This window comes from Pseudonocardia sp. DSM 110487 (assembly GCF_019468565.1).
Taxonomy (GTDB): Bacteria; Actinomycetota; Actinomycetes; order Mycobacteriales; family Pseudonocardiaceae; genus Pseudonocardia.
This window is the reverse complement of record NZ_CP080521.1, coordinates 3,697,826-3,712,295: the sequence shown is the minus strand read 5'-3', so window position 1 is coordinate 3,712,295 and position 14,470 is coordinate 3,697,826. Positions and strand designations below refer to the sequence as shown.

The 14,470-nt window shown below is 68.8% G+C and carries 15 protein-coding genes; 3 read left to right on the top strand and 12 right to left on the bottom strand.

Annotated elements, in window-relative coordinates; translation table 11 throughout:
• Positions 1 to 14: 14 nt before the first annotated feature.
• A complete protein-coding gene (locus K1T35_RS17275) occupies positions 15 to 359 on the top strand; it encodes a helix-turn-helix transcriptional regulator (protein WP_220261156.1) in 345 nt (114 codons plus the stop codon).
• 3 nt (positions 360 to 362) lie between these two features.
• Here the strand turns inward: K1T35_RS17275 and K1T35_RS17270 are convergent, their stop codons facing one another.
• Entirely contained in the window at positions 363 to 560 is a 198-nt protein-coding gene (locus K1T35_RS17270) for a hypothetical protein (protein WP_220261155.1), read from the bottom strand.
• A gap of 269 nt (positions 561 to 829) precedes the next feature.
• Here K1T35_RS17270 and K1T35_RS17265 point away from each other — a divergent pair, with 269 nt between their 5' ends.
• Positions 830 to 988 carry a hypothetical protein gene (locus tag K1T35_RS17265; RefSeq protein WP_220261154.1) on the top strand — a complete coding sequence of 53 codons (159 nt, stop codon included), beginning with the start codon at positions 830 to 832 and terminating at the stop codon, positions 986 to 988.
• A gap of 82 nt (positions 989 to 1,070) precedes the next feature.
• Here K1T35_RS17265 and K1T35_RS17260 read toward each other — a convergent pair whose 3' ends face one another.
• Both K1T35_RS17260 and K1T35_RS17255 read right to left on the bottom strand, forming a co-directional pair.
• A complete protein-coding gene (locus K1T35_RS17260; RefSeq protein ID WP_220261153.1) occupies positions 1,071 to 1,508 on the bottom strand; it encodes a hypothetical protein in 438 nt (145 codons plus the stop codon).
• Between the two features lie 113 nt (positions 1,509 to 1,621).
• Positions 1,622 to 3,109 (bottom strand): DUF1996 domain-containing protein, encoded by a 1,488-nt coding sequence (locus K1T35_RS17255; RefSeq protein ID WP_220261152.1) that lies wholly within the window; start codon positions 3,107 to 3,109, stop codon positions 1,622 to 1,624.
• A gap of 540 nt (positions 3,110 to 3,649) precedes the next feature.
• On the opposite strand from K1T35_RS17255, the gene K1T35_RS17250 reads away from it, so the two are divergent.
• Positions 3,650 to 4,249 (top strand): hypothetical protein, encoded by a 600-nt coding sequence (locus tag K1T35_RS17250; protein WP_220261151.1) that lies wholly within the window; start codon positions 3,650 to 3,652, stop codon positions 4,247 to 4,249.
• A 20-nt stretch (positions 4,250 to 4,269) separates the two neighbouring features.
• Here the strand turns inward: K1T35_RS17250 and K1T35_RS17245 are convergent, their stop codons facing one another.
• From K1T35_RS17245 to K1T35_RS17205, 9 genes are all read right to left on the bottom strand, one after another.
• Positions 4,270 to 5,106, bottom strand: a complete 837-nt coding sequence (locus K1T35_RS17245) for a TIGR03619 family F420-dependent LLM class oxidoreductase (RefSeq protein ID WP_220261150.1) — start codon at positions 5,104 to 5,106, stop codon at positions 4,270 to 4,272.
• A gap of 271 nt (positions 5,107 to 5,377) precedes the next feature.
• The gene (locus tag K1T35_RS17240) at positions 5,378 to 6,355 is read right to left on the bottom strand and encodes a sugar phosphate isomerase/epimerase (RefSeq protein ID WP_220261149.1); all 978 of its coding nucleotides are present in this window, start codon (positions 6,353 to 6,355) and stop codon (positions 5,378 to 5,380) included.
• A 27-nt stretch (positions 6,356 to 6,382) separates the two neighbouring features.
• Positions 6,383 to 7,837, bottom strand: a complete 1,455-nt coding sequence (locus tag K1T35_RS17235; protein WP_220261148.1) for an FGGY family carbohydrate kinase — start codon at positions 7,835 to 7,837, stop codon at positions 6,383 to 6,385.
• Positions 7,834 to 8,796, bottom strand: coding sequence for a transketolase family protein (locus tag K1T35_RS17230; protein WP_220261147.1), 963 nt, complete (start codon positions 8,794 to 8,796; stop codon positions 7,834 to 7,836). The genes K1T35_RS17235 and K1T35_RS17230 overlap by 4 nt, the downstream gene beginning before the upstream one ends.
• Positions 8,793 to 9,680, bottom strand: coding sequence for a transketolase (locus tag K1T35_RS17225; RefSeq protein ID WP_220261146.1), 888 nt, complete (start codon positions 9,678 to 9,680; stop codon positions 8,793 to 8,795). Before K1T35_RS17225 ends, K1T35_RS17230 begins: the two co-directional genes overlap by 4 nt.
• 57 nt (positions 9,681 to 9,737) lie before the next feature.
• Positions 9,738 to 10,607, bottom strand: a complete 870-nt coding sequence (locus K1T35_RS17220; protein ID WP_220261145.1) for a carbohydrate ABC transporter permease — start codon at positions 10,605 to 10,607, stop codon at positions 9,738 to 9,740.
• Positions 10,580 to 11,557 carry a carbohydrate ABC transporter permease gene (locus K1T35_RS17215; protein ID WP_220261144.1) on the bottom strand — a complete coding sequence of 326 codons (978 nt, stop codon included), beginning with the start codon at positions 11,555 to 11,557 and terminating at the stop codon, positions 10,580 to 10,582. Before K1T35_RS17215 ends, K1T35_RS17220 begins: the two co-directional genes overlap by 28 nt.
• Before the next feature lie 11 nt (positions 11,558 to 11,568).
• The gene (locus K1T35_RS17210; protein WP_220261143.1) at positions 11,569 to 12,825 is read right to left on the bottom strand and encodes an ABC transporter substrate-binding protein; all 1,257 of its coding nucleotides are present in this window, start codon (positions 12,823 to 12,825) and stop codon (positions 11,569 to 11,571) included.
• Between the two features lie 42 nt (positions 12,826 to 12,867).
• Entirely contained in the window at positions 12,868 to 14,442 is a 1,575-nt protein-coding gene (locus K1T35_RS17205; RefSeq protein WP_220261142.1) for a DUF4038 domain-containing protein, read from the bottom strand.
• Positions 14,443 to 14,470 lie beyond the last annotated feature (28 nt).

Sequence of the window (14,470 nt, the reverse complement as noted above, 5' to 3'; positions counted from 1 at the left end):
GATACGATAGAGGAGTGGACCGAGTCACTCCGCTGCCCGAGCCCGTCGTCACCCTGGTCGCCCAACGGTTCCGCGTGCTGTCCGAACCGGCCAGGATCAGACTGCTCGACGCGCTGCGCACCAGCGGACCCGCCAGCGTCGGTGAGCTCGCCGCGCGGCTGGGCATGGGCCAGCAGAACACGTCCAAACACCTCGGCGTCCTCGCCGGCGAAGGCCTGGTGGAGCGCACCAAAGCCGGGAACAGCGCGCTCTACGCGATCAACGACCCCACAGTGTTCACCCTCTGCGAGGTGGTCTGCGACGCCCTCCGCGACCGCGTCGCCACCCTGCAGGCCGCGCTCCCACCTGTGCGCAGCTAAGGGTCACGTGTCCCTGAAGGAAGAGCTGACCATGACGCGCAGGGCGTTGGGCTCCGGCGTGATCTGCACGGGCGTGCGTCCGCGGATTTCGCCGTCGATGTCGAGGTCGAGGGGCGGATCGGTCTCCAGCCACAGCTTGTCGGTGGTCAGGAACGGGGTGCGGACCAGCGGCCGGTACGGACCGAGGACAGCCTGGCGCACGGTGGCGGCGGTGAGACACAGCCGGTTGGCGTCGCCGAACCCGGTAGATCACGAGCGAAGCGGTCGTCGATGCCGGCGTCGGCGGCGATCGCGCGACCGGCGTGGAAGCTGCCATTAGCGATGTTGAGCTGGTGGGTGGCCAGCCCGTACAGCCGGCCGTCCACCCTCAGCCGGGCATGGAACGGCTGGTGGGGTGAGCACCGACCGAGCGGGCACCACTGGTTACTACGCATGACCAACGCCGCGGCCCGAGCAGACAGGGTCAGACAGTGGCCATCGACCTGACCTTCGCCCCCGAGATCGAGCAGCTGGCGACTCGCCACGGCCGAGAGGCTGCTGGCCGCCGCGGCCTGAAGATCGTCCTGGTCGACCTGCCTCGTCGCCGAGCGGACTCGACCGGTTCGCCCGCGTCGTGGAGATCAACCTGATCGTAACCTTCAACGCCATCAGGCTTGCCGCGGAAGTCGCTCACTCATTCACTTTCCGCAGACCTGGCACGGCATCTGCTGATCAGCCGTCATGGCCGGGGTGTGTCTCCGCTCCCCCACCACCGGTGCTCCCGGAGTGGTGCGAAAGGCCCTCCTCGATGGCCCCACCGAGCCGGCCGCGCAGCGCCGTGACCACCTTCGTCTCGCCCACGGCGACCCACTTCGCACCCACGAGGTAGTGACCGCCGTAGTCCTGGGCCGCGTTGAGCCACTCGCGCTGGCCCTGGTCGGTGGCGAAGGTGACGAGGATGAACCTGCCGTCACCGGTCTGGCAGATCGCCTGGCGGATGTCGGCCTCGTCCGTCTGGATGTCCGGTGGGCAGTCCACCTCGGATGCCAGCTGCTCCAGGCTGCCGGTCGCCGTCTCCGGTATGGCCTCGTCACCGTCGGACCCGCAGCCCGACAGCGCCAGTACCGCCATGACACCGGCCGCAGTCAGCCTCAGTTGTGCCAACCTCATCTCTTCCTCCGGTCCCTTTTCCGTGAAACGAAATCGCCGGTGCCGAAGGATGCCGATGGCAGGATTCCGCCACCGGCATCCCTCACATTGTCACCCGTTTCGCCCGCTCAGCGTCATCGGCACTGCCGGCCACTGTTGATGCAGCCGACCACCTGGTTCATGAGTTCCTCGTCGAAGACGTTGATGAAGTCGTTGTGGTCAGTGATCGGCTTGTGCAGCTCCTCGGGGAAGCCGTCCACCGCGAACGGGTTCTGCACCTGTCCGTTCTCGATGGTCGGCGGCTGGGCGTCGTAGACCAGTCGAATCTGCAGCTGGGGGATCGCCTGGAAACCGTCGGCGCAGTCGCCGTCCTCCTGGACGAAGTCCACGTGGTCACGGTGGTTGGCACTGTCGATGTTCTCACCGTCCCAGCAGCTCTGGAAGTTGGACGTCCGTACGACCTGGCTGCCCTCCGGACAGATCGGGTACTTGTCCGTCAGCTGCGTGTCCTCGAAGCCGGTGCAGCTCCACGAGGCGTTGGCATTCGCGTCGCCGTTCGTGAAGGCCTTGGCGTCGCCTGTGATGATGCGCAGGAACTTCGGCATCGCGACGACGTCGCTCTGCTTGTTGCCGACGAACCTGATCTCGGCCTCGGTGGCTTCGAGGATCGTGCCGACGTTGCCTTCCGCGCCACCGCCCGCCTGGTCGGCGTCGAACTCGTCGGTGCCGTCCTGCTGGCGCAGCACCGGCCAGTAGTAGGTCGACTTGTCTCCCTGGTTCTGGCAGGAGGTATCGGCGCCTGCCAGGTCGTCGTTGCTTGCGAAGGCGTCGTTGCCCTGGTTGCCCACGTAGTCGTGGGTGTGGTGGGCACCGTTCTCGACACCGGGCGCCACGATCAGGTTGTCGGTGTTGAACAGGTTGTTGGCGTTCGTACCGCAGGACGTGGTGAAGATGCCCGTCGAACCGCTGTCCCCGTTCGCGGCCAGCCCGTTCCCGTTCTCCGCTGCGTTGGACTCGACGGTGGTGATGTCGACGAAGTCCTCGGCCACCGGGCCGGCGGCCTCATTGCCGTTGTCGGCCTGCTCGTTGTCGGCCTGCTCGTTGTCGGCCTGCTCGTTGTCGGCCTGCTCGTTGTCGGCCTGCTCGTTGTCGGCCTGCTCGTTGTCGGCCTGTTCATCGCCGGCCTGCTCGTCACGGGCCTGCTCGTTGTCGGCCTGTTCATCGCCGGCCTGCTCGTCACCGGCCTGCTCGCCGCCGGCCTGCTCGCCGCCGGCCCGCTCGCCGCCGGCCCGCTCGCCGCCGGCCCGCTCGCCGCCGGCCTGGTCGTCACCGGCCCGCTCGCCGCCGGCCTGGTCGTCACCGGCCCGCTCGTCACCGGCCCGCTCGTCACCGGCCCGCTCGTTGCCGGCCTGCCCGTCGGAGCTCTGCCCACGATTGCCTCGCGAGCTGCGATCCGGTGGCTCATCGCCGGATCGCGACCCGTAGCTCTGGGCGGCGACCGGCAGCTCGGCGGCGGCCGCGGCAGCGCTCCCCGTAGGGAGGCTGCATACAACAACTGCGGCCGTCGCGAGGATCAGTCTACGTAAGATCTTACGATTCTCTTTCGTGTTGGTCGGGGACATGTTTCTCCGTTCGGTCGGGGAGCGGCACAGTCGGTCTCAAGGGCGATGAGGACCGGCTACGTCATGGCGCGACGCTAGAAGCCACACACCGATCAAACACACAAATCTGAGAGCGCCACGGGCTCAGCAGTGCACGCGGAGCGACGAATGGCTGAGAATTAAGCCGAATGCACGCCAGATTAGCCCGCGAGGCAGCTCTGGGTCTAAGAACTTCGCCAGCGGCACGCGATGCCGGGTCATTCACAGACGAACATCGGATCGTAATTCTTTGAATCGTAAGACTTGGGTCAGCTTAGTGCCTCATCAAGGAAGGTCGGCGCTGTAATGGCACGGGCTCGATCTGCCACGTTCGCACGTGTAGCTGCCGAACGGCTTGTGGATCTCGCTACGCGATCTTCGCAACCGGGCCCGAGCGGACGGACGGCTCGGACGAGCTGCGCGACGGCCAGCTACTGGATACGAACGCTCCCCTGGCGAAACGGGCACAAGGTCAGGGGTCGCCCTGATGCCCCGCACAGCCGGGGCGACCAAGATCGCGGCATGGGAATCGCCAGGCTCGCCGTGGTGGCCGCGCCTCTGTGCATGCTCGCCTACGGGGTCATCCGGCTGATCGGCCGAATGGACGGTACGTACGGGCCCGGTGTGGACTGGCAGGCCGCCCACCTGGCCAACCTCGCCGGCCTGACCCTCTTCGTCTTCCTGGTGTTCGGCATCCGTCGCCTGCTCACACCCGGCCCAGGCAGGGACGCAGTCACCATCGTCACCCTGGTCGGGGCGGCAGCGTCGATCGTGCAGTTCGTGGCCGACATCGTGGAGGGACTACTCGCCGCCGACAAGGCGGAGATGCGCGAACTAAGCCGCCAATTCCACGCCCTGCCCGGGGTCGACCTGGCCTTCTACCAGGTGGGTCCGCAACTGCTCTACGTCGGGATGATCGCGCTCATCGCAATGCTGGCCCACGAGCACAAATTGCCCTGGTGGAGTGTGGCCGTGGTGCTGGTGTCCAGCTTCCTGCCACTGGTGACACTGGATCTGATCCCCGTCAGCGCGGCGGGGTACCTGGTCGCCCTCATCCCGCTGTGGCGCTGGCTGGAACGGCCGGTGTCCACGCACGTCGGCGTCACCACTGGTGGCATGTGAGGCTGGAGGTCGGCTGACGGTCACGCCTTGCCGATGAGGGTGTCTCCCGCTGTCTTGATCAGCTCGTCCATGGCCGAGCCGTCCATCGTGTGCGGCTGGAGGAGCAGCCGGCTGACGCCGACTTCGGCGTACCGTCGAGCGGTCTCCACGGTGATCGGGCCGGGAGGGGTGATCGTGATCTCGAGGTCGCCGAGTGCCGCAGGACGCTGATGTCGTTGGGCTGCCTGGCGAAGCGCGGCGAGCGCGCTCGCGGTCTCGTCGACGCTCAACTCCCAGCCGTACCAACCGTTTCCCTGCGTGACGGCACGGCGGAACGCCGCCGCCGAGTGACCGGCGATCACGATCGGCGGATGTGGTCGCTGGACCGGCTGCGGGCGTTGGAGCACATCGGTGAACGAGACGAAGCGCCCGTCGAACGACGGCGTCTGGTCGCCCCACAAGGAGAGCATTGCCGAGAGGTACTCGTCGGTTCGCGCCCCTCGCTCCGCGAGCGGCACGCCGAGCGCGCGCAGCTCGGGTTCCAGATAGCCAGCACCGACTCCGACGATCAGCCGACCCCGTGACAGTGCGTCGATCGACGAAACCTGTTTGGCCAGCAGGACGGGTTGCCGTTGCGGCAGCACGATGACGCCGAAGCCGAGGCGCACCCGACTCGTTGCCGCGGCGAGGTACGAGAGAGCCACGACCGCTTCAATGCGCGGTTGATCAGCGGGATCCGGCGCACCCACCGGCAGCGCAATGTGATCGCCGACCCACAGCGACTCGAAGCCGGCCTCCTCGGCGAGACGCGCGCGCCGCTCCATCGTGGTCGGGTCCGCGCTACTGCCTCGATGCAGGCCGTACAGAGCAAAGTTCACACCGCTCGACACCATTGGACCCCCGGTTCAATCTTCGATGTCGATCCTAGTGCGACGGCCGCCCCGCTAACCCCGCCGCAGCTGTTGGACGTGCTCGACGCCTGCCCGACCACCAAGACCTGGCAGACCCGCGGCCCGCCCGCCGAACCGGACCTTGCCGGGCTGCGGGACCGGGTGTGCTGCCGGTCGGGTTCTGGGGCGCGCTGCGTCGCTCCGAGCTCGCCGGGCTCCCCCTGGACCAGATCGCCGAGCATCTCGACGTTCCACGCCGCTACCTGTACAGCGCGGCCTGGACGAGTCGATGCGCGGTGAGTGCGTCGTGGTCCGCCTGCGCCTCGCGCAGCGCCTCGGCGTCGAGCCGGGACAGTCCCTGCTCGATCCGCTTGAGAAAGTCGATCGCCTGGTTCGCAGCCTCGACACTGTCCTCGCGGAAGGGGAACTGGTCGAGCTGCCACACCCCGTGCCAGTCGTTCTTCTCCAGGGTCCAGAAGAACTCGAACAGCTCGACGGGGTGGACGGTGCCGGCGACCATGTCGTCGTCCCAGCCGCGCAGGTTGTCGTTGACGTCCATCCCGAACAGGCGCCCGTGGTCGATCGCGAGCTGGGCGGAGTCGGCCGGCGACTCCCCGCCGAACAGGGCGTGGCCGAAGTCGAGCAGGATCCCGACGTTCGGCAGGCCGATCTTCTCGATCCCCAGCAGCGTGCGGGCCACCGAGTCGAAGCTCATGTGCACACGTGGTTCCCGCGGCTTGTACTCGATCACGAACTTGAGGTCGGGGTTCTCGCTCGCCAGCCGGCCGACGCCGTCGAGGGAGTGCTTCCAGAGCGTGCCGTGGTCGACCTGGAACGGGTAGTCCCACCCGTCCTGACCCGGCCACAGCTTGACGTACTCCGCCCCGAAGTGGCGCACGACATCGGCCGCCTGCGTCACCAGGTCGTGCGCCAGCTCGCGCACCCCCGGGTCCGGGTTCGTGAACGCACCTTTCGCGAACACCCGGGTGTAGATCTCCGGGGTGATCCCGATGACGCCCAGCCCGGCGGCCTCGAGCGCCTTGGACACATCGTCGTTCGTGAACTCGCCACCGAAGAACGGCCAGTTGAGGTCGACCACGGACAGGTCCCGGACCTGCCCGGCGAGCCGGATGGCGTCCAGGACGGTGCGCGGGTCGCCGTAGCCGTCGGTGGCGTAGCGGTCGACGTAGGTGGCGAAGTGCCAGATCCCCGCGCCATACCTCTGCTTGCCGCTCACGTCTTCTCCTTCGGATCTGGGGATGGGTCAGGACCGTGCCTTGGCGAGCGCTGCGTTCCACGAAGCGCGACGTCGTTCCACGATGCGGGGCTCCAGGGACGGTTCGAAGACGGTGCGGGGCCGCGGCAGCACCTCGAGCTCGGCGCTGGTCCACACCCCGCAGGCGAGTCCCGCCAGATGAGCCGCCCCGAGCGCGGAGAGGTCCGCGATCTCGGTCCGTTCGACGCGTCGTCGGCTCAGGTCGGCCTGCAGCTGGGCGAGCAGGTCGTTGGAGGCGGGGGCGCCGTCGACGAGGATCGTGTCGATCCGTCCGCCGGTAGCATCCGCGGCCGCCACGACGTCCTCCACCTGGAGGACGATGGACTCGAGGGCGGCTCGGGCGATCTCGGCGGCGGTCGTCGCGAACGCGAACCCCGTCAGCACCGGCCGGGCTGCGTCGTCCCACCATGGGGCGCCGAGGCCGCCGAATGCCGGGACCAGGTCCACTCCGTGGTCGGGGCGGGCGCCCACGGCCAGATCGGCGAGGCGCTCGGGCGTGCATCCCAGCAGGCCGGCCAGCCATACGAGCGTGGCGCCGCTCGAGAGGATGTTGCCCTCGAACGCCCGGGTCGGCTCGGGCAGGCCCCAGGCGATGGTGTCGACGAGGCCCGCGGCGCCGTTGGTGGTGCCGATCCCCAGGAGGCTGGAGCCGGTCCCATAGGTCACCTTGACCGTGCCGGGCGCGCGGACGCCGTGGGCGAAGAGCGCGGCGTGCGAGTCGCCGAGCACTGCCGCGATCGGCACTCCGCGCAGCCGAGGGATCGTCCGGATGAACGAGGTGTGCCGGTCGGACGGCACGATCTCGGGCAGGACGCCGCCTGGCACGCGGAACTGCTCGAGCAGCCAAGGATGCCAGCGGGCATCGGCCAGCGACATCAACTGGGTCCGGCTCGCGTTGCCGACCTCGATGCGCCGATCGCCGGTGAGCGCCGCGACGAGCCACGAGTCGACGGTGCCTGCCGTGAGCTCGCCCGCGGTGGCCCGGCGCCGGTCCGGGTCCACGGCGTCGAGGAGCCAGCCGATCTTCAACGCCGAGAACATGGGATCGATCGGGAGACCGGTGATGTTGCGCACCCGGGGGCCGATGCCGGTGTCGGCGAGACTCCTCCCCGCGTGGGCGGTCCGCCGGTCCTGCCACCCGAGCATCGGTCCAACCGGGTGGATGGTTGCGGTCTCCCACAGCACCGCCGACTCACGCTGGGAGCTCAGCCCCACTGCCGTGACCGGCGCATCCAGCTCGGCCGCGATCGTGGTGAGCGCGGTCTCGACGCTCGCGACGATCTCACCGGCGTCCTGCTCCACCCATCCCGGCCTCGGGTGCTGCAGCCCGACCGGCACGCCCGTCCGTGCGGCGATCCGCCCACTCCGATCGACCGCGATCGCCTTCGTCGATCCGGTGCCCTGGTCGACCCCGATGACGTACCGGGCATCCACTGCGGTCATGGTCCGAGCAGCTGCCGTGCGGCGTCGGCGATGCGGGGGGCGGTGAGTTCGAAGTACTCGAACAGCAGGTCGGTCGACCCCGTGGGGGCGAACTCGTGCAGGCCGAGGATGCGCATCGGTACGCGCGCGCCGGTCTCGAGCTGCGAGACCACACTCGCGACCGCGGCGCCCAGACCACCCGCAACGTTCGCCTCCTCCACGGTGACGATCGCCCGCGTCTGTCGAGCGGCGGCAGTGATGGCGTCGATGTCGAGCGGGGCGATGTACGCCGCGTTCAGGACCCGGGCCGAGACGCCGTTCACCTCGAGCCGGTCGGCGGCGTCCAGAGCGCGCGCGACCATCGTCCCTGTGGCGATCACGGTGACGTCGCCGCCAGGTCGCTGGAGGAGGAACTTTCCACGCGCCAGCACGTCGTCGTCCGTGGTCACGTCGGGCACCTTGTGGCGACCGACGCGGATGAACGTGGCCCGGGGGTGCATCGCGGCGTGGCGGACGGCGAGCCGGGTCTGCCGGCGGTCCGCGGGGACGACGATGTCCAGGCCAGGCAGCGGTCGCAGCCACGACAGGTCCTCGACCGAGTGGTGGGTCGGGCCGAGCTCCCCGTAGGCCATACCGGGACTCATTCCGCACAGGATGACCGGGTGCTGGCTGTAGGCCACGTCGGCCTTGATCTGCTCCAGCGCCCGCCCGGTCAGGAACGGCGCCGCGGCGCAGACGAACGGGACGAGGCCGGCGGCCGCGAGTCCGGCACCGACGCCCACCATGTTCTGCTCGGCGATACCGACGTTGACGAGCCGATCCGGGAACTCCCGCTTGAAGGCGACCAGGTTGCTCGATCCCACGGAGTCGTTGCACACCGCGACGATCCGCTCGTCGGCGCGGGCGAGATCGGCCAGTTCCTCGGCGAATGCGACGCGGTTGTCGTAGGTGGGCGCGTCGGCGATCGTCAGCTCGCTCATGCCGTGGCCGCGAGCTCGTCGAGTGCGGCCCGCACCTGATCGGGATCCGGCACCTTGTGATGCCACTCGACCCTGTCCTCCATGAACGACACTCCCTTGCCCTTGACGGTGTTGGCGATGACCGCGACCGGGCGGCCGGTCGTCGAGGGCGCGAACCCGTCGAGCAACTGGAGGTGGTCATGGCCGTCGATGATCCGCACCTCCCAGCCGAAGGCGGCCAGCCGCTCGTCGAGGGGATCGAGGCCGTTGGTGTCCTCGGTCCTCGCCCCTTGCTGGAGGCGGTTGCGGTCGATCACCGCGGTGAGGTTGTCGAGCCGGTGCTGCGCGGCGGACATCAGCGCCTCCCAGTTGCTGCCCTCCTGCATCTCACCGTCACCCAGAACGACGAAGACGCGGTAGTCGGCCCGCAGGATCTTGGCGCCCTTCGCCTCGCCGACGCCGACGGGCAGGCCGTGACCCAGCGGCCCGGTATTGGTTTCGACCCCAGGGACCTTGGTGCGGTTCGGGTGCCCGTTGAGCGCGGAGAACGGACTCATGAACGTACCGAGCTCGCTGGGTGAGAAGTACCCGGCGAACGCGAGCGAGGAGTAGAGGGCGGCTGCGCAGTGCCCCTTGCTCAGGATGAGCCGGTCGCGGTCCCGTCGGTGCGGGTCGGCGGGGTCGATCCGCAGGACCGCACCGTAGAGCGTCGTCAGGATGTCAGTCACCGACAGGTCGCCGCCGATGTGCCCCTGCCCGGCGGCGTCGATCATCTCGATGATCGAGCGGCGGATGCGACGTGCCTGGCCGCGGAGCAGGTCCACCTGCTCATCGGGGCCTGCGGCGCAGACCCGCTCTCGCAACTCGCGCCACTCCGCGACCTGCGCTTCGTCCACAATGAGCATTCGTCACCTGTTCGTTCGTGCGTGCGTGCGGGAACCGGATGTGCATGATCGGAAGGTTCAGCCCTTCACCGCTCCGGCCAGGGCGCCCTGCGTGAAGTACCGCTGGAAGAGCAGGTACACGACCAGCACCGGCAGGATCGACATCACGATGAACGCGTTCAGCTGCCCGTAGGAGCTGGTGAACTGGCTGCTGAAGCCCTGGAGCGCCAGAGGAACGGTCCACGTGTCCTGGTCCTGCAGCAGCGTGAGCGCGATCGAGTACTCGTTCCAGGTGGCGACGAAGTCGAGGATGAACAGCGCGGCGAGGGCGGGCTTCGCCAGCGGCAGGATGATCCGGAAGAAGAGCCTCGCGTTCGACGCACCATCGATGCGGGCCGCCTCGTCGAGCTCCATCGGGATGGCCCGGAAGAACCCGTGGAGGAAGAACACCTGGTACGGGATGCCGAACGCGAGGTACGGCAGGATGATCCCAAGGTCGGAGTTGAGCAGATCAAGGGCCGACATCGTCGTGAACAGCGGCGCGAGCGCCACCTGGATCGGCACCATGGCACCGACGGTCACGACGAGCAGCACGGCCCGTTGCCACCGCAGCGCCAGCCGGGCGAGGGCGAACGCGGCGGCAGCCGACACCAGTAGCCCGAGCGGCACCTTGATGCAGGCGATGAGCAGGCTGTTGCCGAAGCTCGTCACGAGATCGCCTCGGTCAGCCGCGTCGGGGTAGTTGTCCCACCGCCACTGCTCGGGCGGCGCCCACGCCGAGCCGCCGGAGATCTCGCCGGTGCTCTTCAAGGACGTGAGCACGATGAAGACGAACGGCAGCGCCCACACGACGCAGCTCACGACGAGGGCGATCCACAGCCCGACGAGGGTGTAGTCCCGCCTGCGCTCGGTCGAGACCGTCACGACGCCGCCTTCCGGGTCGTCCACAGCAGGTAGGGCACGACGAGCGCCAGGCTGATGACCAGCAGGACGGTCGCGACGGCATTGCCGATTCCGAAGTCGTGGTTGCCGAACGACTGGGTGTACGACCAGAGCGCGAGGACCTGGGTGGACTGCGCGGGCCCGCCCCCGGTCATCCCGACGATCAAGTCGAACACCTTGAGCGAACTGATCGTCGTCAGCACGAGGACCACGGCCGTGGTGGGACGCAGGGCCGGCAGCGTGACGTGCCGGAACACCTGCAACGGCGACGCCCCGTCCACCCGGGCCGACTCCACCAACTCGGGAGGCACGGTCTGCAGCCCCGCGAGGAACAGAACCATGTTGAAACCGGTGGTCTGCCACACGAAGGCGACGAAGATCGAGTAGAGCGCGATGGTCTGGTTGCCCAACCACTCCTGGGCCCAGCCCTCGAGCCCGACGGCGGCGAGCGTCTGGTTGAGCAGCCCGAACATCGGGTTGTAGATCCAGGTCCACATCGTGGCGACCGCGATCGACGCGAGCACCGCCGGGATGTAGAAGACCGACCGCATGAGGTTGCGGCCCAGCATGCGCCGGTTGAGCGCCATCGCCATCAGGAGGCCGAGCCCGGTGGGGACCACCAGCGAGAGCAGCACCCAGACGACCGAGTTCCGGAACGCGGTCCAGAACACGGGATCCTGGGCGAACAGCCGCACGTAGTTGTCGATTCCGACGAACCGGGGCGTGGAGGTCGCGAAGCCGTTCCAGTCGAAGAAGCTCAGCCGGATCGCGGAGACCATCGGGTACAGCAGGAAGACGCCGTAGAGCGCGAGGGCCGGCCCGAGGAACGGCAGTGCCGAGCGAATCTCGTGGGGCAGCCGGCGGCGGCCCCCGGATCCGTCCGACACCGACCGTGCCGGCCTGCGCGCTCCGGACGCGGTGGACCGCGCTGCGACGGAGGTACCTGTGGTGGTCACGTCCGGCTCCGTCAGGCGTTTCCGTCGATGAACGCCTGCAGCGCCTCGCCCGCGTCGGCCGGCGCGATGCTCCCGGTGAGCACGGAGTTCTGGATCCGCCAGTACTCGGTGGTGACGTTCAGCGGGAAGTTCTGGTCGTTGTTGAGATGGAAACCCGAACTCGTGGCACCAAGCTCGGCGAAGCGCTGGCGGATCGGGCCGACGTCACCCGTCGAGGTCGCGTCCTTGTTGACCGACGTCGCGGCGAAGACGCCGCCGATCGACCTCTGCACCTCGGCGGACGTGAGGTAGTCGAGGAACCTCGCGGCCTCGTTCGGGTGTGCGCTCCGGGCCCCGATGTACATCCCCTCGGAGAAGCCGTAGAGCCGGTCGGCGCCGGTGGGGAACGGGAAGATGCCGATCTCGTCGATGTTGCCGCCGCCGTCGGTGATCTGGGTGGTGAACCAGTCACCCTCGAGGGCCATCGCCGCCTTGCCGGTGTGGAACAGCACCGACGACTCGTCGTTGTCGATACCGATGAATCCCTGGTTGAAGTAGCTGTCCGACCACGTCTTGAGCTCGGTGAAAGCGACGTCGACGCACGGCTCACCGGCCCAGCTCGCGGTCCGCGATGTCAGCTGGTCGGCCTTCTCCGGGCCGCACTCGGTCTCGATCAGGTTGTCCAGCAGGCGCATCACGTGCCAGTTGACCGAGCCGCCGAACTCGATCGGGGTGATGCCGGCAGCCTTCAGCCGGTCCGCGGCGGTGACCAGTTCCTCGTACGTCGTGGGCTCGGCGGTGATCCCCGCCTGCTGGAACAGGCGCTTGTTGTAGTAGATGACCTGCACGCGCTGCGTCCACGGCACGCCGTGGTGGCCGCCGTACTGCGTGTAGGGCTCGATCGTGGTGGGCGTGAACCGGTCCGCCCAGCGGTACTGCTCGTAGTAGTTCGAGATGTCCTTGCTGACGCCCGCCTGGACGAACTCGCCGCCGAGCCCTGGGCCCGTCCACATGTAGAAGATGTCGGGTCCGGCGTCGGTACCCGCCGACGTGCGCAGTGCGTCCTTGTGGGCGTCGACGGACCGGGTCTCGAGCGAGATCGTGATGTCCGGGTTGGCCTCTTCGAAGTTGTCGATCAGCTCGTCGAGGGTGGCCTGGGCGGTGTCCTGCTGTGTGACCAACCACCACTTCAGCTCCACGGTGTCGCCATGACCACCGGAGCCTCCGCAGCCGCTCAGCAGCATGCCGGCCGCGGCCAGCAGCGCGACGATGGACGTCCTCAACCGCATCGTTGCAGTCCTCTCACCAGTTGTTGTCATACGCGGCCGCTGTCATGCGCCCGGGTACTCGCCCTCGAAGAGCAGGTAGACCAGCGGCCGGCCGTGCTCGGCCGGGACCGGATCGGCGGCGCGCTCCCGCTCACCTGTGCCGATCACCGCACCGGTCCGGGGATCGACCACGTGGTAGCGGCGGGGCAGGTCCGCTCCATCGAAGATCCGCAGCGGGCCGCCCTGCGCCGCATAGCCGATGTAGAGCACGCCCGGTACGAGCAGACCGCGGGGGCTGAGCGCGACCTCCCAGGTCGGCGCCATGTCCGTGACGGGCAGCCCACGCAGGATCCGCCCCACCAGCCCGACGTACGTGGATCCCTCGAAGTCGAGCGCTTCCCGCCACCCGGCGCCATCTGCGAGGAAATACGGCTCATGGCCCGGCTCGTCGGGGTGCAGCCGCCACTGCCAGAGGCTGCCCGCCCCGTAGACGACGCCCATCGTGCCGCCGGCGCAGAGGTTGCTCCAGGCCTCGTGGCCCTGCCACCAGCCCTCGGCCTTGCCCCAGCGGCCCGAGTGCTCGTAGGTCGGCTCCCCGTTTGCGACAGCGCGGACGGGCTGGTTGCGCCACATATCGGCGACGCGTTCGGGCACGTGCTCACCGGTGTGCCCGGTCTGGCACCACTGGAAGTCGAGCCATTCGGCGTCCTGGAACGCGCGGTTCGTGGCGTGCGGCCGGTAGTGGATGCCGGTGGGCTGCCCGTAGTCGTCCCACGCCTGGATCTCCGCCCCACCGGCGCCGATCTGGGGTTCGGTTCCCGCCCCGTCGGCTCCGACCAGGTAGACGGCGGGGCGCGCCCCGTACCGGGCGACGAGGTAGCGGCAGTACCGCGCGTAGTCCGCGGGTGGCACCACCGGTCCGGCGGTCCCCTTGCCCTTCCACCCGAACCCGTGGAAGACCGGTTGCAGGACCGGCGCGATCCCGTGCTCGACGAGGATCGCGACGAGCCGGTCGAAGTACTGGAAGTAGGCCGGGTCGAGCAGCTCAAGGCCGCCCTCGTGGAGGTCCTCGAACGCGACTGCGAAGCCCTCGTCGACGGTCCGGTCCCTGGGCCCGGTGACGCCCATGTCCGGCTGCACGGTCATCATCAGGACCGCGTTGAACGCCTTGCCGGACCGGTCGGCGGCGTACGTGCGGACCTGCTCCTCCGTGGCCCGCCACGGCAGCGCCCATGCGGTGTCGGCCACCAGGAGGGCCGGGGCGCCGTCGGCGTGCACCAGGTTGCGCCCGCCCGGCGACATCCGCCAGAACCCGTGGTGGGCCCACGCCGTCGCGCGGTCCGTCGAGGACGGATCGACCTGCACGGACCCGGTCACTCCGTCGAGGCCCGAGTCCGGATGCGAACTGCCGCTGCGCCACGTCCACTCACCGTCCGGCAGCGGGGACGCGAAGCGCACCCGCCAGACCCGGCCTCCGTCCCAGAAGGCGGGCCGCCGCAGGACCGCGCCCGAGTTGTGACGGAACTCCGCCCACACCTCGACCGCGGTGTAGGGGGACTCGATCTCGTTCTCGGCGACGAGAACCAGCTCGGCCTCCTGCCACGGTGACGCCACGGCCTTCAGCACCGGTTCCGGCAACGCTCCCACCCCACTACACACGTCGATG

Excerpts from the sequence above, each read along its gene's own strand:
- K1T35_RS17260 (WP_220261153.1), bottom strand. The coding sequence starts at position 1,508 with ATGAGGTTGGCACAACTGAGGCTGACTGCGGCCGGTGTCATGGCGGTA.
- K1T35_RS17255 (WP_220261152.1), bottom strand. The coding sequence starts at position 3,109 with ATGTCCCCGACCAACACGAAAGAGAATCGTAAGATCTTACGTAGACTG.
- K1T35_RS17250 (WP_220261151.1), top strand. The coding sequence starts at position 3,650 with ATGGGAATCGCCAGGCTCGCCGTGGTGGCCGCGCCTCTGTGCATGCTC.
- K1T35_RS17235 (WP_220261148.1), bottom strand. The coding sequence starts at position 7,837 with ATGACCGCAGTGGATGCCCGGTACGTCATCGGGGTCGACCAGGGCACC.
- K1T35_RS17230 (WP_220261147.1), bottom strand. The coding sequence starts at position 8,796 with ATGAGCGAGCTGACGATCGCCGACGCGCCCACCTACGACAACCGCGTC.
- K1T35_RS17225 (WP_220261146.1), bottom strand. The coding sequence starts at position 9,680 with ATGCTCATTGTGGACGAAGCGCAGGTCGCGGAGTGGCGCGAGTTGCGA.
- K1T35_RS17210 (WP_220261143.1), bottom strand. The coding sequence starts at position 12,825 with ATGCGGTTGAGGACGTCCATCGTCGCGCTGCTGGCCGCGGCCGGCATG.